15 protein-coding genes are annotated in these 18046 nt (G+C 45.7%); 1 reads left to right on the forward strand and 14 read right to left on the reverse strand.

What is annotated here, in order from left to right; all coding sequences use genetic code 11:
* Position 1 precedes the first annotated feature (1 nt).
* The 5 genes from HF322_RS03610 to epmB all read right to left on the reverse strand — a co-directional run bounded on the left by HF322_RS03610 (position 2) and on the right by epmB (position 7148).
* A complete protein-coding gene (locus tag HF322_RS03610; RefSeq protein WP_169392050.1) occupies positions 2 to 1009 on the reverse strand; it encodes a MoxR family ATPase in 1008 nt (335 codons plus the stop codon).
* A 134-nt stretch (positions 1010 to 1143) separates the two neighbouring features.
* The gene (locus HF322_RS03615) at positions 1144 to 1713 is read right to left on the reverse strand and encodes a cytochrome c family protein (RefSeq protein ID WP_169392051.1); all 570 of its coding nucleotides are present in this window, start codon (positions 1711 to 1713) and stop codon (positions 1144 to 1146) included.
* Positions 1714 to 1740: 27 nt separating this feature from the next.
* Positions 1741 to 3831 (reverse strand): EAL domain-containing protein, encoded by a 2091-nt coding sequence (locus HF322_RS03620; RefSeq protein WP_169392052.1) that lies wholly within the window; start codon positions 3829 to 3831, stop codon positions 1741 to 1743.
* 263 nt (positions 3832 to 4094) lie between these two features.
* Positions 4095 to 5936, reverse strand: a complete 1842-nt coding sequence (locus HF322_RS03625; RefSeq protein ID WP_169392053.1) for a hypothetical protein — start codon at positions 5934 to 5936, stop codon at positions 4095 to 4097.
* A 204-nt stretch (positions 5937 to 6140) separates the two neighbouring features.
* Positions 6141 to 7148 (reverse strand): EF-P beta-lysylation protein EpmB, encoded by a 1008-nt coding sequence (gene epmB / locus HF322_RS03630; protein ID WP_169392054.1) that lies wholly within the window; start codon positions 7146 to 7148, stop codon positions 6141 to 6143.
* Between the two features lie 106 nt (positions 7149 to 7254).
* On the opposite strand from epmB, the gene efp reads away from it, so the two are divergent.
* Positions 7255 to 7827 (forward strand): elongation factor P, encoded by a 573-nt coding sequence (gene efp / locus HF322_RS03635; protein WP_169392055.1) that lies wholly within the window; start codon positions 7255 to 7257, stop codon positions 7825 to 7827.
* Between the two features lie 74 nt (positions 7828 to 7901).
* On the opposite strand, the gene HF322_RS03640 is transcribed toward efp, so the two are convergent.
* The 9 genes from HF322_RS03640 to HF322_RS03680 all read right to left on the reverse strand — a co-directional run bounded on the left by HF322_RS03640 (position 7902) and on the right by HF322_RS03680 (position 17764).
* Complete coding sequence (locus HF322_RS03640; protein WP_223193155.1) at positions 7902 to 9659, reverse strand: GAF domain-containing hybrid sensor histidine kinase/response regulator; 1758 nt, start codon at positions 9657 to 9659, stop codon at positions 7902 to 7904.
* Between the two features lie 23 nt (positions 9660 to 9682).
* Complete coding sequence (locus HF322_RS03645) at positions 9683 to 10507, reverse strand: ThiF family adenylyltransferase (RefSeq protein WP_188211220.1); 825 nt, start codon at positions 10505 to 10507, stop codon at positions 9683 to 9685.
* A 252-nt stretch (positions 10508 to 10759) separates the two neighbouring features.
* Positions 10760 to 11629, reverse strand: a complete 870-nt coding sequence (locus HF322_RS03650; protein ID WP_169392058.1) for a TatD family hydrolase — start codon at positions 11627 to 11629, stop codon at positions 10760 to 10762.
* Positions 11630 to 11917: 288 nt separating this feature from the next.
* A complete protein-coding gene (locus tag HF322_RS03655; RefSeq protein WP_169392059.1) occupies positions 11918 to 12805 on the reverse strand; it encodes a hypothetical protein in 888 nt (295 codons plus the stop codon).
* Between the two features lie 102 nt (positions 12806 to 12907).
* Positions 12908 to 13099 (reverse strand): hypothetical protein, encoded by a 192-nt coding sequence (locus tag HF322_RS03660; RefSeq protein WP_169392060.1) that lies wholly within the window; start codon positions 13097 to 13099, stop codon positions 12908 to 12910.
* Positions 13100 to 13191: 92 nt separating this feature from the next.
* Entirely contained in the window at positions 13192 to 15378 is a 2187-nt protein-coding gene (gene gspD, locus HF322_RS03665; RefSeq protein ID WP_375138524.1) for a type II secretion system secretin GspD, read from the reverse strand.
* A gap of 109 nt (positions 15379 to 15487) precedes the next feature.
* Positions 15488 to 16402: a type II secretion system protein N gene (locus HF322_RS03670; protein ID WP_169392061.1), complete on the reverse strand. Its 915-nt coding sequence runs from the start codon at positions 16400 to 16402 to the stop codon at positions 15488 to 15490.
* Complete coding sequence (gspN, locus tag HF322_RS03675) at positions 16399 to 17205, reverse strand: type II secretion system protein N (protein ID WP_169392062.1); 807 nt, start codon at positions 17203 to 17205, stop codon at positions 16399 to 16401. The genes HF322_RS03670 and gspN overlap by 4 nt, the downstream gene beginning before the upstream one ends.
* 241 nt (positions 17206 to 17446) lie before the next feature.
* Positions 17447 to 17764, reverse strand: a complete 318-nt coding sequence (locus tag HF322_RS03680; RefSeq protein ID WP_169392063.1) for an H-NS family nucleoid-associated regulatory protein — start codon at positions 17762 to 17764, stop codon at positions 17447 to 17449.
* Between the last annotated feature and the right edge of the window lie 282 nt (positions 17765 to 18046).

An 18046-nucleotide genomic window follows, 5' to 3' on the forward strand; every position in this document is an offset into this window, starting at 1 on the left:
CTTAAACAGGAACGTCCGCCAAAATGCGCTTGGCAAAGCTGGCTTCTTTCACGCCGCCCACGTAATCAGGAATAAAGCGCTGACCTAGCCTATGATCGGCGACCGCAGCAAATACGGCTTGGATGTCCTCAGGCGTCACCTCCGACTGACCTGAAACGTAAGCAAACGCTTGCGCTGCTCGCTGAAGGGCGATCACCCCGCGCGGCGATAAGCCATGGTAATCAAGGCTTGAGCGGGTTTTGGCAACCAAGCGCTGCAAATAATCAAGCACCACATCCGCCACAAACACCTGCTGAATTTGCTGCTGAGCCTCACGGATCGCCTCATGGTTCATGACCGCCTCAAGCTTACTTAGCAGCTCGCGGCGATCTTGACCACGAAGCAAAGCGCGCTCCGCGTTTGGCGAGGGAAACCCAAGCGATAAGCACATCAAAAAGCGATCAAGCTGTGACTCAGGAAGCGGATAAACGCCAGCTTGCTGCAAAGGGTTTTGGGTGGCTATCACAAAAAATGGCGAGGGCAGCGCAAACGTTTGACCATCTTGGCTCACTTGCCGCTCCTCCATCGCCTCAAGCAGCGCGCTTTGGGTTTTGGGGCTTGAGCGGTTGATTTCATCGGCTAGCAGTAACTGAGTAAAAATAGGACCTTGGCGAAAGCTCATGGTCGCAGAGCTAGGATCAAAAATACTGATCCCCAAAATATCGGCAGGAAGCATGTCATTGGTAAATTGGATACGGTTAAAGCTCAATCCCAAAAGCTGCGCCAACCCTTGCGCCAGCGTCGTTTTTCCCATCCCTGGCAAATCTTGCAGCAATAAATGACCACCCGCCAAGATGCAGCTGAGGGCAAGTTTAATCACTTGCGGCTTATCAAGAATGACCTCGTTCATTTGCGCAAGCAGTCTGGCAATGTCTTGCTGGTTGCGGCTTTGACTGCCGTTTTGATCGTTTGCCGAAGTCTGCGGCGCTGATTGCAATTGCCTTGCCGATTTGTTGTTAAATAAAGCCATAGCAAAAACCAAATTTCTTATTATTTTAAATGAAAGCTTTTAACCGCTAATTTTTATAAAAATTTTTAAAACTGATCTTAAAATTTATTAATAGTTTAGATGCTTATAGTTGATAAGCCTTTATTTTTCATAAATTACTGTTGATAATTTGCCGCTGGCGTTTCGCCATCAACAATCTCTACCGCGTCATTTTGCATTTTTGAATGCGACGTTAAAGCTTTTTTTGTGGTTTCAGTTGCAGCTTGAGCATTTTCCAACGGTTTTGGCGGCACTTCCCGCAAAGTGGATAGATAAGCAATAACATCAGCGCGCTCATGAGCATTCGGCATGGGATCGGCAAGCATCTTTGAGTCTGGAAGGGCGTTGTCCACATCGGCAATATAGCGATCGAGCGTTTTAGCATCCCAAACCCAGCCTGATTGGCTCAAAGCTTTGCTGTATTTGTAGTCTTTTAACTGCGCCGCTTTTGCGCCATAAATGTTCATCAATTGTGGACCTTTTTTATTCAGCCCAGCTTTGAGCTGATGGCACTGAGCGCAAGCATCATCAAAGATAAGCGCGCCATTGTCAGCATCGCCTGTGGTCAATACCGGCAACGTGACCTCAGGGCGATAATCAGGCGGCACTTTTTTACAGCCGCTCAGCACCGTCAAGCCAACAACACAGAATAAACACAATCGAATTACAGGATGAATCGTCAACATAACCTTCTTATCAATTTGGCGCCATAGTTAGGATTTGGTCGCACTCATGGTCGGGCTTGGCTCTTCAAGATAGTAGCCTTGTAAATAGCGCGCGCCTACGCTCCAAGAGACCGACATGGTCGCCGCATCTTCAATATACGGCATTAAAACTTGAATACCAAGATCATCGGCGCGGCTGACCAATAATTTTACCGTATTTAAATTGTCCGCGTTATTAATGCCATCAATATAGCTTCGCGCCAGCCGAACCATATTGGGCTTAACCAAACTTGCAATGTCAATCGATTTGGTGGTGGTACCAAAATTGTTAATCCCCACTTGGCAGCCATTGCTATTGAGCGCAGCAAATTGGGATTTGGCAACCGTTAAATGATTGCTGACGTCTTGCTCATTAAATTGTAGCGTTAAAGCGCCCGCCGCACCGCCCACCGCATTAATCAGCTGACTTGCGATGCTTGGCAGCTTTTTGTCGGTTAAGGAGGCGCTGGTCAGTTGCACCAAAACGCGAGCTTCAGGGTGCGATTTTCGAAATTCATTTAAGCGCTTACAGGCGTTAATCAATACCCAGCGGTCAATTTTTTCACTGAGCTGATGCGTTTTAGCCACCGTTAAAAACTGATCGGGGGTGAGCACCGTATGATCCGCGTCCGCAAGCGGTAGGCGCAAATAAGTCTCAAAAAAGTCGCTACGATCGGCATCAATATCATAAATCGGCTGAAATAACAGCTCAAAGCGGTTATGAGTGATGGCATCGATCAGCGCTTCAGCAAGCGCGTCATCATCGCTATTGGCGTGCTCGCTTGGGTCATATAAATGATAAGCATCACCGTGATTTTTGGTGGCAATATTGACATCATTAATAGCATCAAGAGCGCGCTCAAGCAAGACGGTAGGCTCAGCAGAATTGGGCTTAATTTTAACCATACCAATGCTCACCGTGGTGCTTGTGGTATGGTCATTAACCTCAATGAGCATCTCTTTAATTCGCAAGCAAATCGCGGCTGCCAACTCATTAAGCGCTTGGGTCGTTAAATTTTCAATCAAGACGGTGAATGCCGTATCGCTAAAGCGGCTGACAAAACCATCTGCAATCATTTCTTCAAGGGTGAATCCTACCTGTTTAATGGTCGCATCCACCCCTTGAATACCAAGGCTTGAGCTGATTTTACCGATGTTGTCTAAATGAATATATAATAAAGCTGCTCGCGTTTTATTGGCGATCACCGCTTGGTAAAGCTCAGCAAAGCGATCTTCAAAGCCGCGGCGGTTACTAAGCCCAGTTAAGCTGTCTTGGCGCTCAGCGGCGGCTAAGCGCTTAGCAAGCTCAGCGCTGTCGCTGTTATTTTGCTGGATGATAATTTGGGTGACTGGTTCACCATCAAGCGTTGCGGCTGCCAACTGAAGCTTTGCGGCAAAGGTGCTGCCATCCATTCGGCGACTTTCAAATTTAAACTCAACCTGATCGCGGCTGCCTTTTTCAAACTGACGTAAAAAGTGCTTAAAGCCTTTGACATTATCCACGCCTGCGATCATATCAACAACCGGAACGCCAACAATATCTTCAACGTTATTAAAGCCAAACAGCTTTAAATAAGGGTCATTGGCAAAAATGTGAATGCCTTGGTCTAAATACGCCACCGCGCTTTTGGAGTTTTTAATTAAAATATTGGCGCGCAGCTCCGCTTCCATCAACACATTTCGCAAAATCCGCAATTGGCGGCGACCGCTCACATTGGCATGTTGCAAGCAAATTGCCATAATCACTTGGGTTTCTTTTTCAGGCAATAAGGCTTTGACCATGGTGCCATCCATCACGGCGGGCAAACCATCCTCATTGCGACCCGTTTGCGCCATCTCATCGCTCATCAAGCCGACAACGGGCAAGTCAAGACCTTGCTCTTGAATGATGCCAACGACATCGGTAAAGCTTAAATCATAAGCATTGCCAAACACCAACACATCCCAAGAGTGCCGAAGCGCTTTTAGCAGCTCTTCTTCATCATCCAAAAACCCTAAATTCACCTCGTCATAATACGCTTGCAATAACCTCACCAAGCGCTCTGCATAAAGTTGGTCTTCATCAATGACCAATAAGTCCAATTTAGCGTTGTTTCGCATATCACGCCTTTTGTCATTTAAAGTCTTGGAATAACGCTATTATTAGCAATTCCATAATCGCATTAAGAATATAAACCTTATAGTATAGTCGCTATCAGCGCTGCCGCAAGCAATAATAGTGATTATTTGTCGTTTATTACCTTAGCATAATTGCTGAGGTCATGGGTTACCATATCAATTGAGTAATCATTGGCACTAACAGTTTTGCGCGCGCCAAAAAAAACGGCAGAATTCACTGCCGTCTTATCTTAGCTATTGCAGCTTTATAAGCGAATGACTTCAAATTGGGTAAATTCTTCCGTACTTAAAATACTGTCTTGTAGCCGAAGCGTTTTTTGTTTGTCGTTTAAGCGGATCACTACTTTATCGCCAGCTTTAAAATGATAAGCGGGCACAAGCAGGCTACAGTTGCTACCAAGGCTTTCTTCGGCAGCAAGCAAAAGCGCGGGCACAAAACTTTGGCTGCGACTGTCGCGCTCATCAATTCTAAGGGCGCAAGCCGTTGGCGCGTGACCTAAAATTTGCGCTTCAGCTTCAATAAACTCATCTTCAAGCGATAGCCAGCGGATCAGTCCAAGTGCGCAGGTATCTGGCTTTGCGCCATGCTCTTTTAATAAAAACAAATTCATAATTTGTAAATGCGGCGGCGCGGTGGCTAAAAACTTATCTAAAACCGCCTCGTCAGTTTCTTTTGCCTGCTCAATATTGATGGGCTCAAAAATTTGATTTAAAGGCGGCAAAATTGGCGCTGCGGACGTATTTTGGCTATTTTTTATCACTCTTTGTTCAAAGGCGGCAATATCTTGAACGGTTAATGACCGCAGCGTTCTAAAATGTGACAGCTCACCTTGATGGTCAAGCACCTCCACCTCAAAGCTTGATGATGTAGCGTCTTTTTTGGGGGCGGTGTCATATTGCGGTAAATAATCAAGTGACAAGTCGTGAAGCGCAATCATATCCATCAAAGCGATATTATGAGCCGCAAAATAATGGATCGCGTTAAAATGAGTGATGAGCGTAGCTCGCGCTTTGGGGCTGTATTTTGAAATTGATTTGAGCGATCGGTTTAAATAGCGATGCGTGATCGCCATCAAAATGGTCGTCACCAATCGGTATTCGGTTAAATTGTTATTCGTCGCAATCAGCGTGTTTTGGCGCTGCCGCAAGTATTGCGCTAATGGCTCAAGCTCAATAAATAAGCACCAATGACCATCTGAATACGGATTGATTTTTGACGTTGCTGACACATACTCGGGGGGATTGGCGCGGTTTAAATCCACAAAAATGCGCGTGGCAGATTGCGGCTCAAAAGAGGCAATAATATGCGCTGACCACTCAGGGAGCAAGCGCTGAATCAGCAGCATGCTTGGTCGGCGCATGGCGAGCACATTGAGCAAGCTATGCAAGCAAATTTGGCAATACAATTGGTGAATGTTGATGGCGTTTTTGGTCACCATCGTCACGCTTAAATTGACATGGGCAATGTCAAACTGACAAGCTTCAGCATAATGCTTATGGATGGCTTGCCAAAACTCTGCAGGCAGTTTTTGGTAGCAAAGGGCTAACTCTTGATCAAGTTTTTGATAAACTGACAATGTATGGTAAATGGCACAAGCCAGCACCATCGGCGGCTGAGTTACTGGGGCGGGCTTGAGCCAACCCCAAACAGAAGCATTGGTATTTTTGGCAGCACTTGCCACTTGGTGGTCGGCTTTAACCAATAAGTGACGCTCGCGCTCAACGACGCCGTCAAACACCAACAGCATTTGCTCATATAAGCCTTTGACTTTATCCATTACAGTCAGCTGCTGGGCGCTCAGTGACCCTGATTCATGAATATAGTGGCTGCGAAGGTTAGCTATCAGCGGATTGGCGGCGCTGATCACGATGTCCATGAGCTTTAAACGCAGCGCATCCTCAATTGGTCGGGCGCAAAGCTCAGTTAAAATAGTCTCAATTTGAGTAAACTGCTCATCCTCTGGCAACATTGGCAACCCTGCGGCCCAAGTCATCAAATCATTGAGGTTATGTTGCAAGCCCTCATTTCTTGCTAAAACTGGCGGCGACTTTGCTGTTAAATAGGATTGAAAATTTGATAATTTCATTTTCTATTCTCCTCATCGACCGCGGATTTCCACAAATTTTTTGAAGCACCCGTATTTTTAATTTGAACCTTTGAGCTTTTGTTATCCTCATTGCTTTTCGCATAATAAGCTAGATCGTGATTATCAATGATTTTTAATAAATAAACAATTGTTATTAATATTTAATCATAATACTTACTAAGCTTTTATATTATATTGAACCCTCTATTGATCCTTGTAAAGGTCAATCGGAACCTTAAACGGTCTGTTCGGCAACTCCTTGACCAACTTTGGTACCAAGTAGCCGGGCAGTTTTGCCAATAACTGCCAATATAAGTCAACCGCCCGCCGCTCGTCGATGTCAAAGTGCGCCGCCCCTGCCACCTTATCGAGCAAATGCAGGTAATAAGGCATCACTCCCGATTTAAACAATTGTTTGCTTAAATTACTTTGGATGTTTATATTGTCATTGATACCTTTTAATAATACGGCTTGATTTAGCAGGGTGATTCCGGCAGCTTGAGCGCGCCTGAGCGCAAGTGTTGTAGCATCATCGATTTCATTGGGATGATTGCAGTGGACAACCATCACAATTTGGCAGCGGCTTTGATTTAAGCGCTCAAGCAACGGCGCATCAAGCCGATCTGGGATGACGATGGGCAGCCGCGTATGTAGCCGGATGGTGGTTAATTGCGGTAGCGCTTCAAGCGCATCTAACCAAGCAAATAAGCGCCGATTGCTCAGACTTAACGGATCACCACCACTTAATATCGTCTCGTTAATATCCGGATGATCGCGGATATAATCAACAATCAAGGCTTGATTTTGTGAGGTCGGCAAATTGCTTTGATAGTCAAAATGCTGGCGAAAGCAGTATCGGCAATGAATGGCGCAGGCGCCAGTGAGCGTTAATAACACGCGCGACTCATATTTATGCAGCAGACCATCAATCGGATTTTGACCGGCTTCCCCAAGCGGGTCACTGACAAATCCGGTCACCGTCAGGCTTTCTTTGATATCTGGAAGCACTTGTTTTAATAAAGGGTCATTGATATCGCCAATTTTCATCTTATTAACAAAGGCGCGCGGCACGCGAAGGCGGAACTGATCGGGGATATAAATCGCGTGATCTGCCAAATCAAGACCTAACAGCGCAAAAAGCTCATCAATGGAATTTACCGTTTCTGATAATTGCGATTGCCAGTTTTTTTGTGTGATTAAATGGTTTATCATGACAGCCTGATTGCAATGAAAACCGACATTATACGCCGTTCGCGGTTCGACTATCAAAAAATGGCGCATCCCGCTGAAATAACCTTAATTACCCGAGGAGGGTTTTGTGGCAAGTTTTTCTACCAATGAATTTAAAGCTGGGCTCAAAGTGATGCTCGATGGCAACCCATGCGCCATTATTGATAATGAGTTTGTCAAACCTGGAAAAGGTCAAGCATTTAATCGCGTCAAGCTTCGCAACTTGCGCTCAGGAAAAGTACTTGAGCAAACCTTTAAATCAGGCGACAGCTTAGAAGCGGCTGACGTGATGGACACCGAAATGAACTATCTATATAACGATGGCGAATTTTGGCACTTTATGCACCCTGAAAGCTTTGAGCAGCTCCAAGCTGACAAAGCCGCTATTGGCGATGCCGCTCAGTGGCTCAAAGACAACAGCAACGCGCTTTGCACCATCACCTTATTTAATGGCGTGCCGTTATCAGTTTCCGCGCCAAACTTCGTTGAATTGCAAATCACCGAAACCGATCCTGGCGTTCGCGGTGACACCTCAGGCGGCGGCGGCAAACCGGCAACTTTAGAGACCGGCGCCGTGGTTCGCGTGCCATTATTCGTTCAGCAAGGTGAAGTCGTTCGCGTGGATACTCGAACTGGCGATTATCAAACTCGCGTTAATTAATTTGTAGTTTTATTTATAGATTTAACGGCTTAAAAAAACGCAAGCTTAAATTCAAGCTTGCGTTTTTTTATGGGCTAAAGCTCTGGCAAATTTGACGACATGCCTTGGGTTGCTTGCTTATAAATCAGCCAGTATTGCACCAACGCATTGAGCTGCTCTTTTTTAAAGGGCTTGGTGCAATAATCTTGCATTCCGGCTTGCAAATATTTTTCGCGCTCGCCGTCCATCGCATTGGCAGTAAGCGCAATAATCGGCGGCAATTCACTGTCATCAAACATCTCATGCAATTTCATGGTCGCCTCAATGCCATCCATAATTGGCATATGATGGTCCATCAAAATCACATCAAAATCTTGCGGCTGAGCGGCAAACGCTTCAATCGCTTGTTGACCATCAGTGACGTGAGTGACTTTATGACCGCAGCTTTGAAGCGCTTTTTGAGCAATGAGTGCATTGACTGCATCATCTTCAACCAATAACACGTGACCGGCTTGCTCATTGCTGGTTGGCGGCTCAATTAGATCATCGTAGCGCCAGTTTTCAAATTCTGCTTTTTCAAGGGTGGCAAGCGGAAGCAAAACATTAAACGTCGTGCCCTGCTCAACCACACTGTCCGCCCAAATATGACCACCCATCAGCCCAACCAGCGATTTACAAACGGACAACCCAAGCCCTGTGCCGCCATAAAGCCGATGCGTTGACTTATCAGCTTGGTTATAAGCATCAAAAATGGCATCCAAAGATTCAGGCTTGATACCAATACCACTATCGCTGACCGAAATACAAACAGTCATTCCAGAGCAGCTAAAATTTTGAACACTTTGACTATCGCTACAAATCTTGCAAGCCTCGTGCGGGGCGTGTTTTACGTTAATGCTCACCCGACCACCTTCACGGGTAAATTTGATGGCATTATTCACCAAATTGGCAATCACTTGCTTTAGACGTACCGGATCGCCCTCCACATAAGGCGACATCGCTTCGGTATAATGGTAATCAAGCGTCAAGCCGCGTTGACGGGCTTTAACGGCAAAGAGCGCCACCACTTCATTACAAAGCTCAGCCAAATTCATCGGCACTTTGTCTACGGTCATCTTTCCCGATTCAACTTTAGACAAGTCCAAAATACCGTTGATAATGGTTAGCAAGTGCTCAGCCGATACTTTAATGTTGTCAATACAGTCGCGCTGATCGCCTGTCAGCTCAGTATCATCGAGCATTTCCACCATTCCCATAATGCCATTCATGGGCGTGCGGATTTCGTGACTCATATTGGCTAAAAACTCTGACTTCATTTCATTGGCGTGTTTGGCGCTGCGCTGCTTGCGCTGCAATTGAAGCGCATCCCCAGCCATCGTTGCAAATTGCTCAAGAAGCTTGGTTTTTTTATCATCAAAATCAAAATGCGGTTTGATGTCAATCAGGCACAATGAGCCAAGCCGATAAGTTTGCTGATCCTCCACCAAAATAATTGGCGCGCCTGCATAAAAGCGTAAAAACGGCTCTCCACAAACAAAGGGATTGGGAATAAAGCGCTCATCTGCCGCTAAATCTGGAACGATAAAAACGTCATTTCCGGTCAAAGTATAATTGCAAATGGCAATATCGCGCGACGTGGTACAAACCTCACCAAGTCCCAGCGGCGATTTTAAGTACTGCGTGTCCTCATCAATAAATGTGATGGTCACCATTGGCACGTCAAAAAACATTTTGACCAGTTGGGTCAGCCGCGAAAATGCCGGTTCCTCTTTTTCATTGAGAACCTCAAATTCTTTAAGCTTTTTAATGCGATCTTTGTCATCGATCGCAATGGGATAAGAATACGTGCTCAATCGTGACTCCATCAATCAAAATATCAAAGTGACGTTGCGTGTTGTGACAACATCTTTAGCGCTTCACTGACCATCACCATCGCCACCACCGAGGTGACCGTCACGGCTGAGCCGTAGCCGCCGCAGTGAAGACCACCGAGCTGACAGCTTTTGTCAACGCGCGGTGGCTCTGTAGAATATACACATTTTATGCCAAATTTTTCTTTTAGCTGCCGATTGATGTTGTGATCCAAACGCAGCTTTGATCGCAGCCTTGCCAAAAGTGGGTCTTGATAGCTGTCTTTTAAATCGCTGACGGTAATTTGGGTGGGATCGATCTTCCCGCCTGCCCCGCCGGCACAAATGAGCTTTAACTTATTAAATCGGCAATGCAGCGCAATCGCAATTTTTGCTGACATGTCATCGACACAATCAAGAATGATGATAGGGCGATTGTCAATCATGGCTTGCTTGGCAGCCTCCCGACTTGGCAGTAAATCAATCACATTATCTTGAGTTAAAAAATCATCGATCAAATTGAGCGTTAAGTTTGGATTGATTTGTCTTAAGCGCTCGCCCATCGCCGCAACTTTACTTTGACCAAAGCTGCTTTGTAACGCCGGAAGCTGCCGATTAACGTTTGATTCCACCAAAACGTCTAAATCAATTAAGGTGATACTGCCAATGCTGGTTCGTGCAAGCGCTTCTGCTGCCCAAGAGCCAACGCCGCCCACGCCAATAACGATCACATGAGCTTGGGAAAAACACGTGACCGCTTTGTCACCAAACAGCGTTTTGGTGCCCTGAAATCGCCTTGAAATATCCAGTACCCCATCGTTTGGCTGACTCGATACTACCTTGGATGACATCGCAGAACTCATAATCCAAACGCCTTTTTTCTAAAAAATAACCCATTGCAATTCATAACCGTCATAGTTAGTATTAAAAATGACGCTGTATTATCGTCAACTTAACGTCCAATCGCCAGCTTAGTTTGGGTACTGCTATTTAGTTACTATTATTCAATTACAGTTATTCAGTTACAGTGAAAAATCTTAAAAATGAGTCACGATGGTTTGCAGATTTAACCGTTCTAAAATTTAACTGCTCCAAAAGCCAATTTACCAATTGGTATGAAGCGCGCGGTTACTATTTTGCCATAATTGCTTGGCAAGATCAGCAGGAGCAACATTTAGTAACTCACTGAGACTCAATAACACCCAAGGTAAGTTTGCCGGAACATTAGGCAGTATGCGATCGTGATCGTCCTTTTTTTGGCACATGATCGGCGTCATATCGGGGCAATCGGTTTCGATCACAAGGCACTCAAGACCAAAGTCAGCAACAGCAGCTTGAATGGCGCGGCGCAGCTTTTTAGCATTCGGGTTGGTCACTTGACCGGTTACCCCAAGCTTAAATCCCAAATTTACAAAAGCTTTTGCCTCTTGCTCGCCGCCACTAAAACTGTGCGCGATACCGCCCAAAGCTTTGGCATCGTAATCATGAGCCTTGAGCAGCGCCAAAGCCTCAGCATGCGCTTTTCGGATATGCAGCATCACTGGAAGTTGGTATTGAACTGCCAAATCCAGCTGAGCGCTAAAAAACTGTTGTTGTTTGGCAAAAATTTTTGGCTGTTTCAACTCAGCGGTAAAGGTATCCAGACCAATCTCGCCGATCGCCAGTGGTCGTGAGTGCTCAAGCCGAGTTGCTAAATCTTCAAGATGAGACAGCTGATGCTGATGACTATAAAATGGATGCAGCCCCAAAGCAATATGGGCGCGCGGCGATTGATGTTGATCTGCCAAATCATTTAACACCGCTGCTACCTGATTCATACGATCAAAGTGCGATTGTAAATAGCCGACCAAAACCAAATGATGAACGCCTGCCGAAAGTGCGGTTGCCGCCTCAAGCGTTCGACGCTTATGAAATAACGGCTCATCAAAATGCGTATGAGTGTCGATCAGTGCAAAGCTTGGCTGCTGACTCATAATCTGCCCTTAGTACTTATTACTCTTTATTTTTAAATGGTTTTTAAATGATTTTTAAAATTAGACTTCTAGGGTTATAAGGGCAAAAGATGATGGCTTCAACGGCGCGGTGGTAAAACTGGGCTTACATCATTATTTAATGATGTAAAACTGTCAGATTTAAATAAAAATGATGAAAATAATTTTTAGCCATGATTGTCGTTAAAAAGCAGGTTTTTATTCTATTTTGAGGGTAAAGTTTGAGGGTAAAGTTTGAGGGTAAAGGCTTTGAATTAAAGATAAAAGACGTTAAGGCTTGATGACAAACTCTGGTTTGAGGAACCCGTCAAGCTTTGAAAAAGGTACGATCAATTCCGCAGTGTGAGGAACAAAAGCCAGCAGCTCCCCTGAATGATAAATCAAATGCAGTCCTTTTTCGTCCAAATACCACTGATCGGTCTTGGGCGGCGGTGAGTCTTCTAGATATTTAGCTTCAACGCCTTGATTGCTAAGCCATTTAATCTTGACGGGAATAAACGCTTCTAAGAGCTGATCGGTGCTGCTATTTGGCAATAACATATCGTCAATAGTCAGTTGAACTTGTTTTTTTAAATCAAGCATTATGCAGTTTAATTGCTGATGCTGGCTACCTTTTCGGTGTTTGTTTAACCGAACCATAAGATAACCCGTTGCAGCGCCTTTACCATTTTGCGCGACCGGATTGATAACTAAGTCGGTATCAACGCGCTGATATAAAGGCTGAGTGGTCACCACTTGCTCGCCATAAGCAATTTGGTTGAGAAGCATAGATAGGTTTTGTTTGGCGGTTTCATCTTCGGCAACCAAAGGCGTACTTGGGTCAAGCGTTCGCGCGATACTTTGCCATATCACATGCGACAGCCACGGCAAATCAGGATCAAAGCTTAGCGTGTTCAGCTCAAAATACTGGCACTGAGCGCCCTCGCAATTGGGCTGACGGGCAATGGCTTGCTGGCGGTGGATGACCACAGCAGCTAAGGGCGACTCTGGTTTGTTTGGAAGATGACTGACGCGTTCGCCTGCAACAGTGGGAACTTCGGATTTATCCTCCGCTTGCTGCTCAAACATGGATTTTGGATTTGGGGAGCATCCTAAAAGGCTTATCCCCAAAATCAAAGGAACTATCGTGGCAGGGATTGTATTACGCTTAGCTGTCATAACGCCGCAACCCAGTTGTCGTCAAGATGAAGCTTTATAGTAGCTTAAATTTTGCCAATTATTGCGTTGAATTGCGTAAAATTTTGCCGATTTTTTCTTACTTTATTGCCGCTTTGATCCTTTTTTAGGAGGCTTTTGCGACTCGTTGAATGACAAACTTAAGTTGCTGCTGCGTCTTGGAATAAATAACAGCGCCGCTCCAACCAGCGCAAGTTTAAGCCATTTTTTTGAAGGCGGCTTGGATTGAGCTTGTTTTGACTGCGACTGAGATGAGTTATTAAGGTTTTTGGTCATCACGTTCTGCCTTGATCGCTACTATTATAACGGCATTATCAAGGCAGAATGGTAATTTTTCAATCAGTGATAACCCATCATTTTCATAAAAACTAGCGCCCAAGTGGATAGGTGGTCATGGTCGCGCCCCCATCATCGACACGGGTCATACTTTTTCGAGTTGCCGCAGGCTTTGGCGTTTGGTCGCGTTTGGGAATAAGCGGATTTAAAGGCATCAGCTCATAATCGGCGTCAACTTGACCATCCCAGCCTTCAGTCCCGCTCAAGGGCAACTGCTTAATCGTACCATTTTTGTCGATGACCAATTGCAAAACGCGCATTTGGTTATATTTGCGCTCGGTCACGCTTGCCACCGCGCCGCCGTCACGCAAAATGGTCGGCTGCAAAAAGATAATGAGGTTACTTTTTTGGGTGCTGTCATTGTCTGAGCGAAATAAGCGCCCAAGCACAGGAACGTTACCCAGACCGGGGACTTTTTGTTGGCGCGTAGTGGTATTGTCGCGCATCAGACCGCCCAAGGCAATAGTTTGTTGGTCGTCAGCTAAGATGGTGGTGTTAATCAAGCTTTTATTGGTGATTAGCCCGCTGGCATTGCTGGTGCTTCCAGGAACCACGGAGGACACTTCTTGCGACACTTCTAGGCGAACGGTGCCATTTTCACCAATGTGCGGGATGACGTTTAAATTAATACCAATGTCTTTTCGGTCAATGGTTTGAAATGGGTTGTTTGAAGAGTCGCCGCTGGTAGTGTAAGAGCCGGTAACAAAGGGCACGTTTTGACCAACCAAAATGCTGGCTTTTTCGTTATCAAGGGTCAAAATCGACGGCATGGACAATAAATTGGCACTGGTTGTTGAATCAAGCGCTTGCAAAATCGCCCCGTAAAATTCGGTGTTGCCTTTACTGTCTTTACGGCTGCTACCAATACCAAGAAGCGCCCCTGCGATCGATCCTGCCGCGGCGCTGACGTTTGCCCCGCCAGCTAAAGCTGCGGCAGCAAGGGAGGTGGCACTAGCGCCAACATTAGTAAAGTTCACCACGCCATAGCCGCTATTGGCATTGCCAAGCGCCCATTGGACGCCAAGCTGAGTGGCATCATCGCCAGAAACTTCCACGATCGCCGCTTGGATCAGCACTTGAGCGCGGCGGCTATCAAGCTGATTGACCGCTTCTTCGATTTCAAACATCAGCTCGGGCGCAGCGTTGACAATGACGGCGTTTTGGGTTTCGTCAGCAATGATGCTAAATGGCTTAGATCCCCCTGAAACGGACGTTTTGCCACTTGACGCGGTAATTTGATCACCAGCATTGCTGGTTACGTTACTCGCAGTGCTAGCATCGGTTTTGATTCCGGTATCGCTTGTGGTGCTATTGGTCAAAGAGGCGGACTCAAGCGTTGAGGCTGCCCCTGCGCTATTAATCGACTGATTGGCAAGAAGTCCACGAAGCATTTGCGCGATGTGACCGGCGCTGGCGTACTTTAATCGAAACACGCGCAGACCGCTTAAACGTCGGCTTGGCGTAGTATCCAGCTCGTTGACCATCTCTTGGACTTTGGCAATCATTTCAGGACTGCCTTTAACTAATAAGCGATCGCTTGAATTGTCTGCAATGACTTTAAGCTGATTGCTTTGACCTTGAGCGCTGCTGCTACTGCCGACTAAAGCGCTGATTAAGTCCATCATGCGCTCGGCATCCACGTGACGCAGCGGAATGACGCGCAAGCTGTCATTGCTATTGCTGTCCAAATCGCGAATCAAAGCGCTCAATTGGTTCAAGCTGTCGGCACGATCAGACAACACCAAAGCATTCAGCCCCGGAACAGCCGCCGCATGCGCAGATTGCGGCATGAGTGGTCGGATAACGCCCAAGACTTCTTCTGCTTTGGTATTGGTTAAATAAATCACCCGCGTGGTCAGCGCCTCGCCTTTGCTCTCGCCGCGTAAATCAACCGCGATGCCTGACTGCTTTGCCACACTGTCCGGTACCAACTTAATGGTCGTCCCCGATTCAATTGCCGCAATCCCATTGACTTGCATCACGGTTAAAAATAGCTTAAAAATCTCATCACGCGACAACGCCCGATTGGAAATCACCGTCACATTGCCATTAATCCTAGGATCAAGGACAAAGTTTTGATTGGTGATGGTCGCCACCTCATTAATAAAAGCTTTGATGTCCGCGTCTTGAAGGTTGACTTTCCAGCTTTCAGCTGCTGCCAAATGACTGGCAGCTAAAAGCGGCAAGCCAATACAAAAAGGTCTTATCGCAAAAAGCATTCGGCGGATCACTAACGCCAATGGCGCTTTGAGATATTGCTGCAAACTTACCATGGAAATCACACCCACTTGATGTCACAATCGACGACGGTCATTAAAAATACGAGCATTAAAATTGTTGGCGAATGGTGATGGTTTGATCGCCGCGCTGAACTTCGATTTGAGCTTCTTTAGCTTGCTGAACTTGCTGCAAGACGGCGGCATCAGCGGCAGGACTGTTGCCAACTGTTTTACCATTGACGGACAAGACTTTGTCTCCAGGCTCAAGCCCCAATCGGTTACGAAGTCCTGAAGGCATGGCAGCGGTCACTTGATAGCCATCCCCTGACGCCATCACGCCCATTCGGCTTAAATAATTGGCTGGATTGTCTTGCAGCTCATTGACTGCCTCATCAATCGCTGAAGCTGGACTTGACCCTGCGCTGGTATTTGGGCTTGCCCCTGAACTACTATCAAGCGCTGGCGCCTCAGGAAGCGTTGGCATCGCGCCTGCCATTGGGTTTTGAATGGTATTTGCTAAAGGCTGATTGCTGATCGCCCCTGCCGCCATACCGCGCTGATCAAGCGGCAGCGCTTGACGCATAGTAATCACAATCGGTTTGTCATTACGATCGGCGATCACAACTGAGTTCCAATCGACCGCAACCAAAGTAAAACCACTATTTTGCAATTCATCATTGATGCGGTAGTTTTTCACCTCACCATTCACCTCTAACAGCGCCGAGGAAAAGCGCTCAGGAACCGCCACCATAACCCCTTTTAAAACCACATTTGGCGGCGGCGCAGCGGCAACTTCTGCAGGCTTGGGCTCAGCGAAAATCGTAAACAAACTGCTGTTATCACTTACCGCCACAGAATTGTTTTGCATTGCCAGCAAAGGCAGCTCAGGCGCTATCGGTGGCGCAATAAGCAGCCAAATCAGCCGAGCACTCACCCAAGCAAGCCAAACGACTGCCAAAAACAGCAGCCAACCTGAAAAGCGGTTAAGCGTTTGTAAAACAGGGGCGACAACAGATCGCTTCACTGAGCGCCCCCAAGATTGGCAAATAGGGGTTGGCGGACACTGACCACCGGCGTATCTTTTGGCGCTTGACCTTTATAATCGGGCATGGTCTCCAAAAGGCGCTGAGTTAAATTGACATCCAGCATCATGTTGTCATCCAAATACAAATCACCTAAGCGCTTATCTTGCTGATTGTTAAGACTTAAATGCAAAAGATTGGCATTGTTTTTTTGCTCAGCGCTTAAACTGGCGTAAACTTTTGGCATCATTAAATGAAACACCCGACCACCGCTTGGATAACCCATCTCACCGCCCGCCCAAAGTAGCTGACCGTCTGCTTTGGTAAATCCGCCTGCTTTTTCACCTTTTTTTGCTTGATGATCAATCCGCACATCTTTGACGTCAATAGCCGCATTTGGCAATTGCCAATTCACCAAACTTGCCAAAGTTTCGGGTGTGATTTTGCCATTAAAATCATCGATTTGCCATGAATTTTGACCAAGATTTACTTTTCCTACCAGAGTTGATTGTCCTGTGTTGACCTCTACATTGGCGCCCATTTTCCCAAACAACAAGGATAACGGTCGCCAAGACCAAGCTCCCGATCCAGATAAAGACGACGCTCCCATAGGAAGTTGCCAGATCAAAGCGCCCTGCCATAAGTTGCCCGAAACATGCTGAATATAGCTATTGTTTGGTGCCACTTTTTTAATGACCCAAGTTGCCGGCATTTGCAGCAGCAAAAACAGCATAAATAGCACCATGCCAACCAGCCACCAGCTTTTTTTGGGACGGCGGTTATCCGCTTGGATCAATTTTGGCACAACATAAGCCCCGCGATACGCCAATAAGTCGTAAGACCCATCAATAAAAAATGCGTCTCAATCAAAAAATAGTGATTATCATAACAAACTCCTGCCTAATAGTAATAGCAAAAAAGCCAATATATTTTTGCCATTACCAAACTCGTAACGGCAAAAACATACTGGCTTAACTCACATCATTTGAAACTTAGCTTAACGGTGACAAAGTTATAATCCGTCACCGCGCCGCTTTATTATCAAATTAAACCTCAAAGTCCTCAAGGCTTTGACCGGCTTCTAATGCATCAACCAACCACGTTGGTTTGCGACCGCGACCTGTCCACGTTTCTTCATGATTTTGGGTGTTGCGATATTTGATATTGCGTTTTTTTTCAAGAACTTCGCCTGCCGCCAAAATATCATCGATGCTGCAACCGCTTTCTTCAGCGATTTGCTCAAATTGAACATAAGCATCATACAATCGTTGGTGCTTTTTTTGCTCGATCAATTGCTGAGCGTTTTGGCTTAACGCTAAAAGCTCTTCAACATTTAAACTTTCTAAATCGATTGGATTGGTCATCATTATCTCTTTGAGTTTTTAAATTAAGGAAAAAGAAATTTTTTAATGGCTTTAGTGCCCTAATGATCCTCTAGCAAGCCTTTTAACGCTTACAGAATTCTGCTTTTTAATTGGCATGATCATCTTAAAAACAGCACCCTAGCATAATTTAAAACAATAATAAATAGAAAATTAAATTGAGGTATTATTATCATTATTAATATTCTTTTAAAAATCAACAATAATTTATTTTAATATTAACAACTCATCTATGATTTAATTAATACCGTTATTAAAAGCTTA

The organism is Psychrobacter sp. MF31, assembly GCF_012847335.1.
Classification (GTDB): domain Bacteria; phylum Pseudomonadota; class Gammaproteobacteria; order Pseudomonadales; family Moraxellaceae; genus Psychrobacter.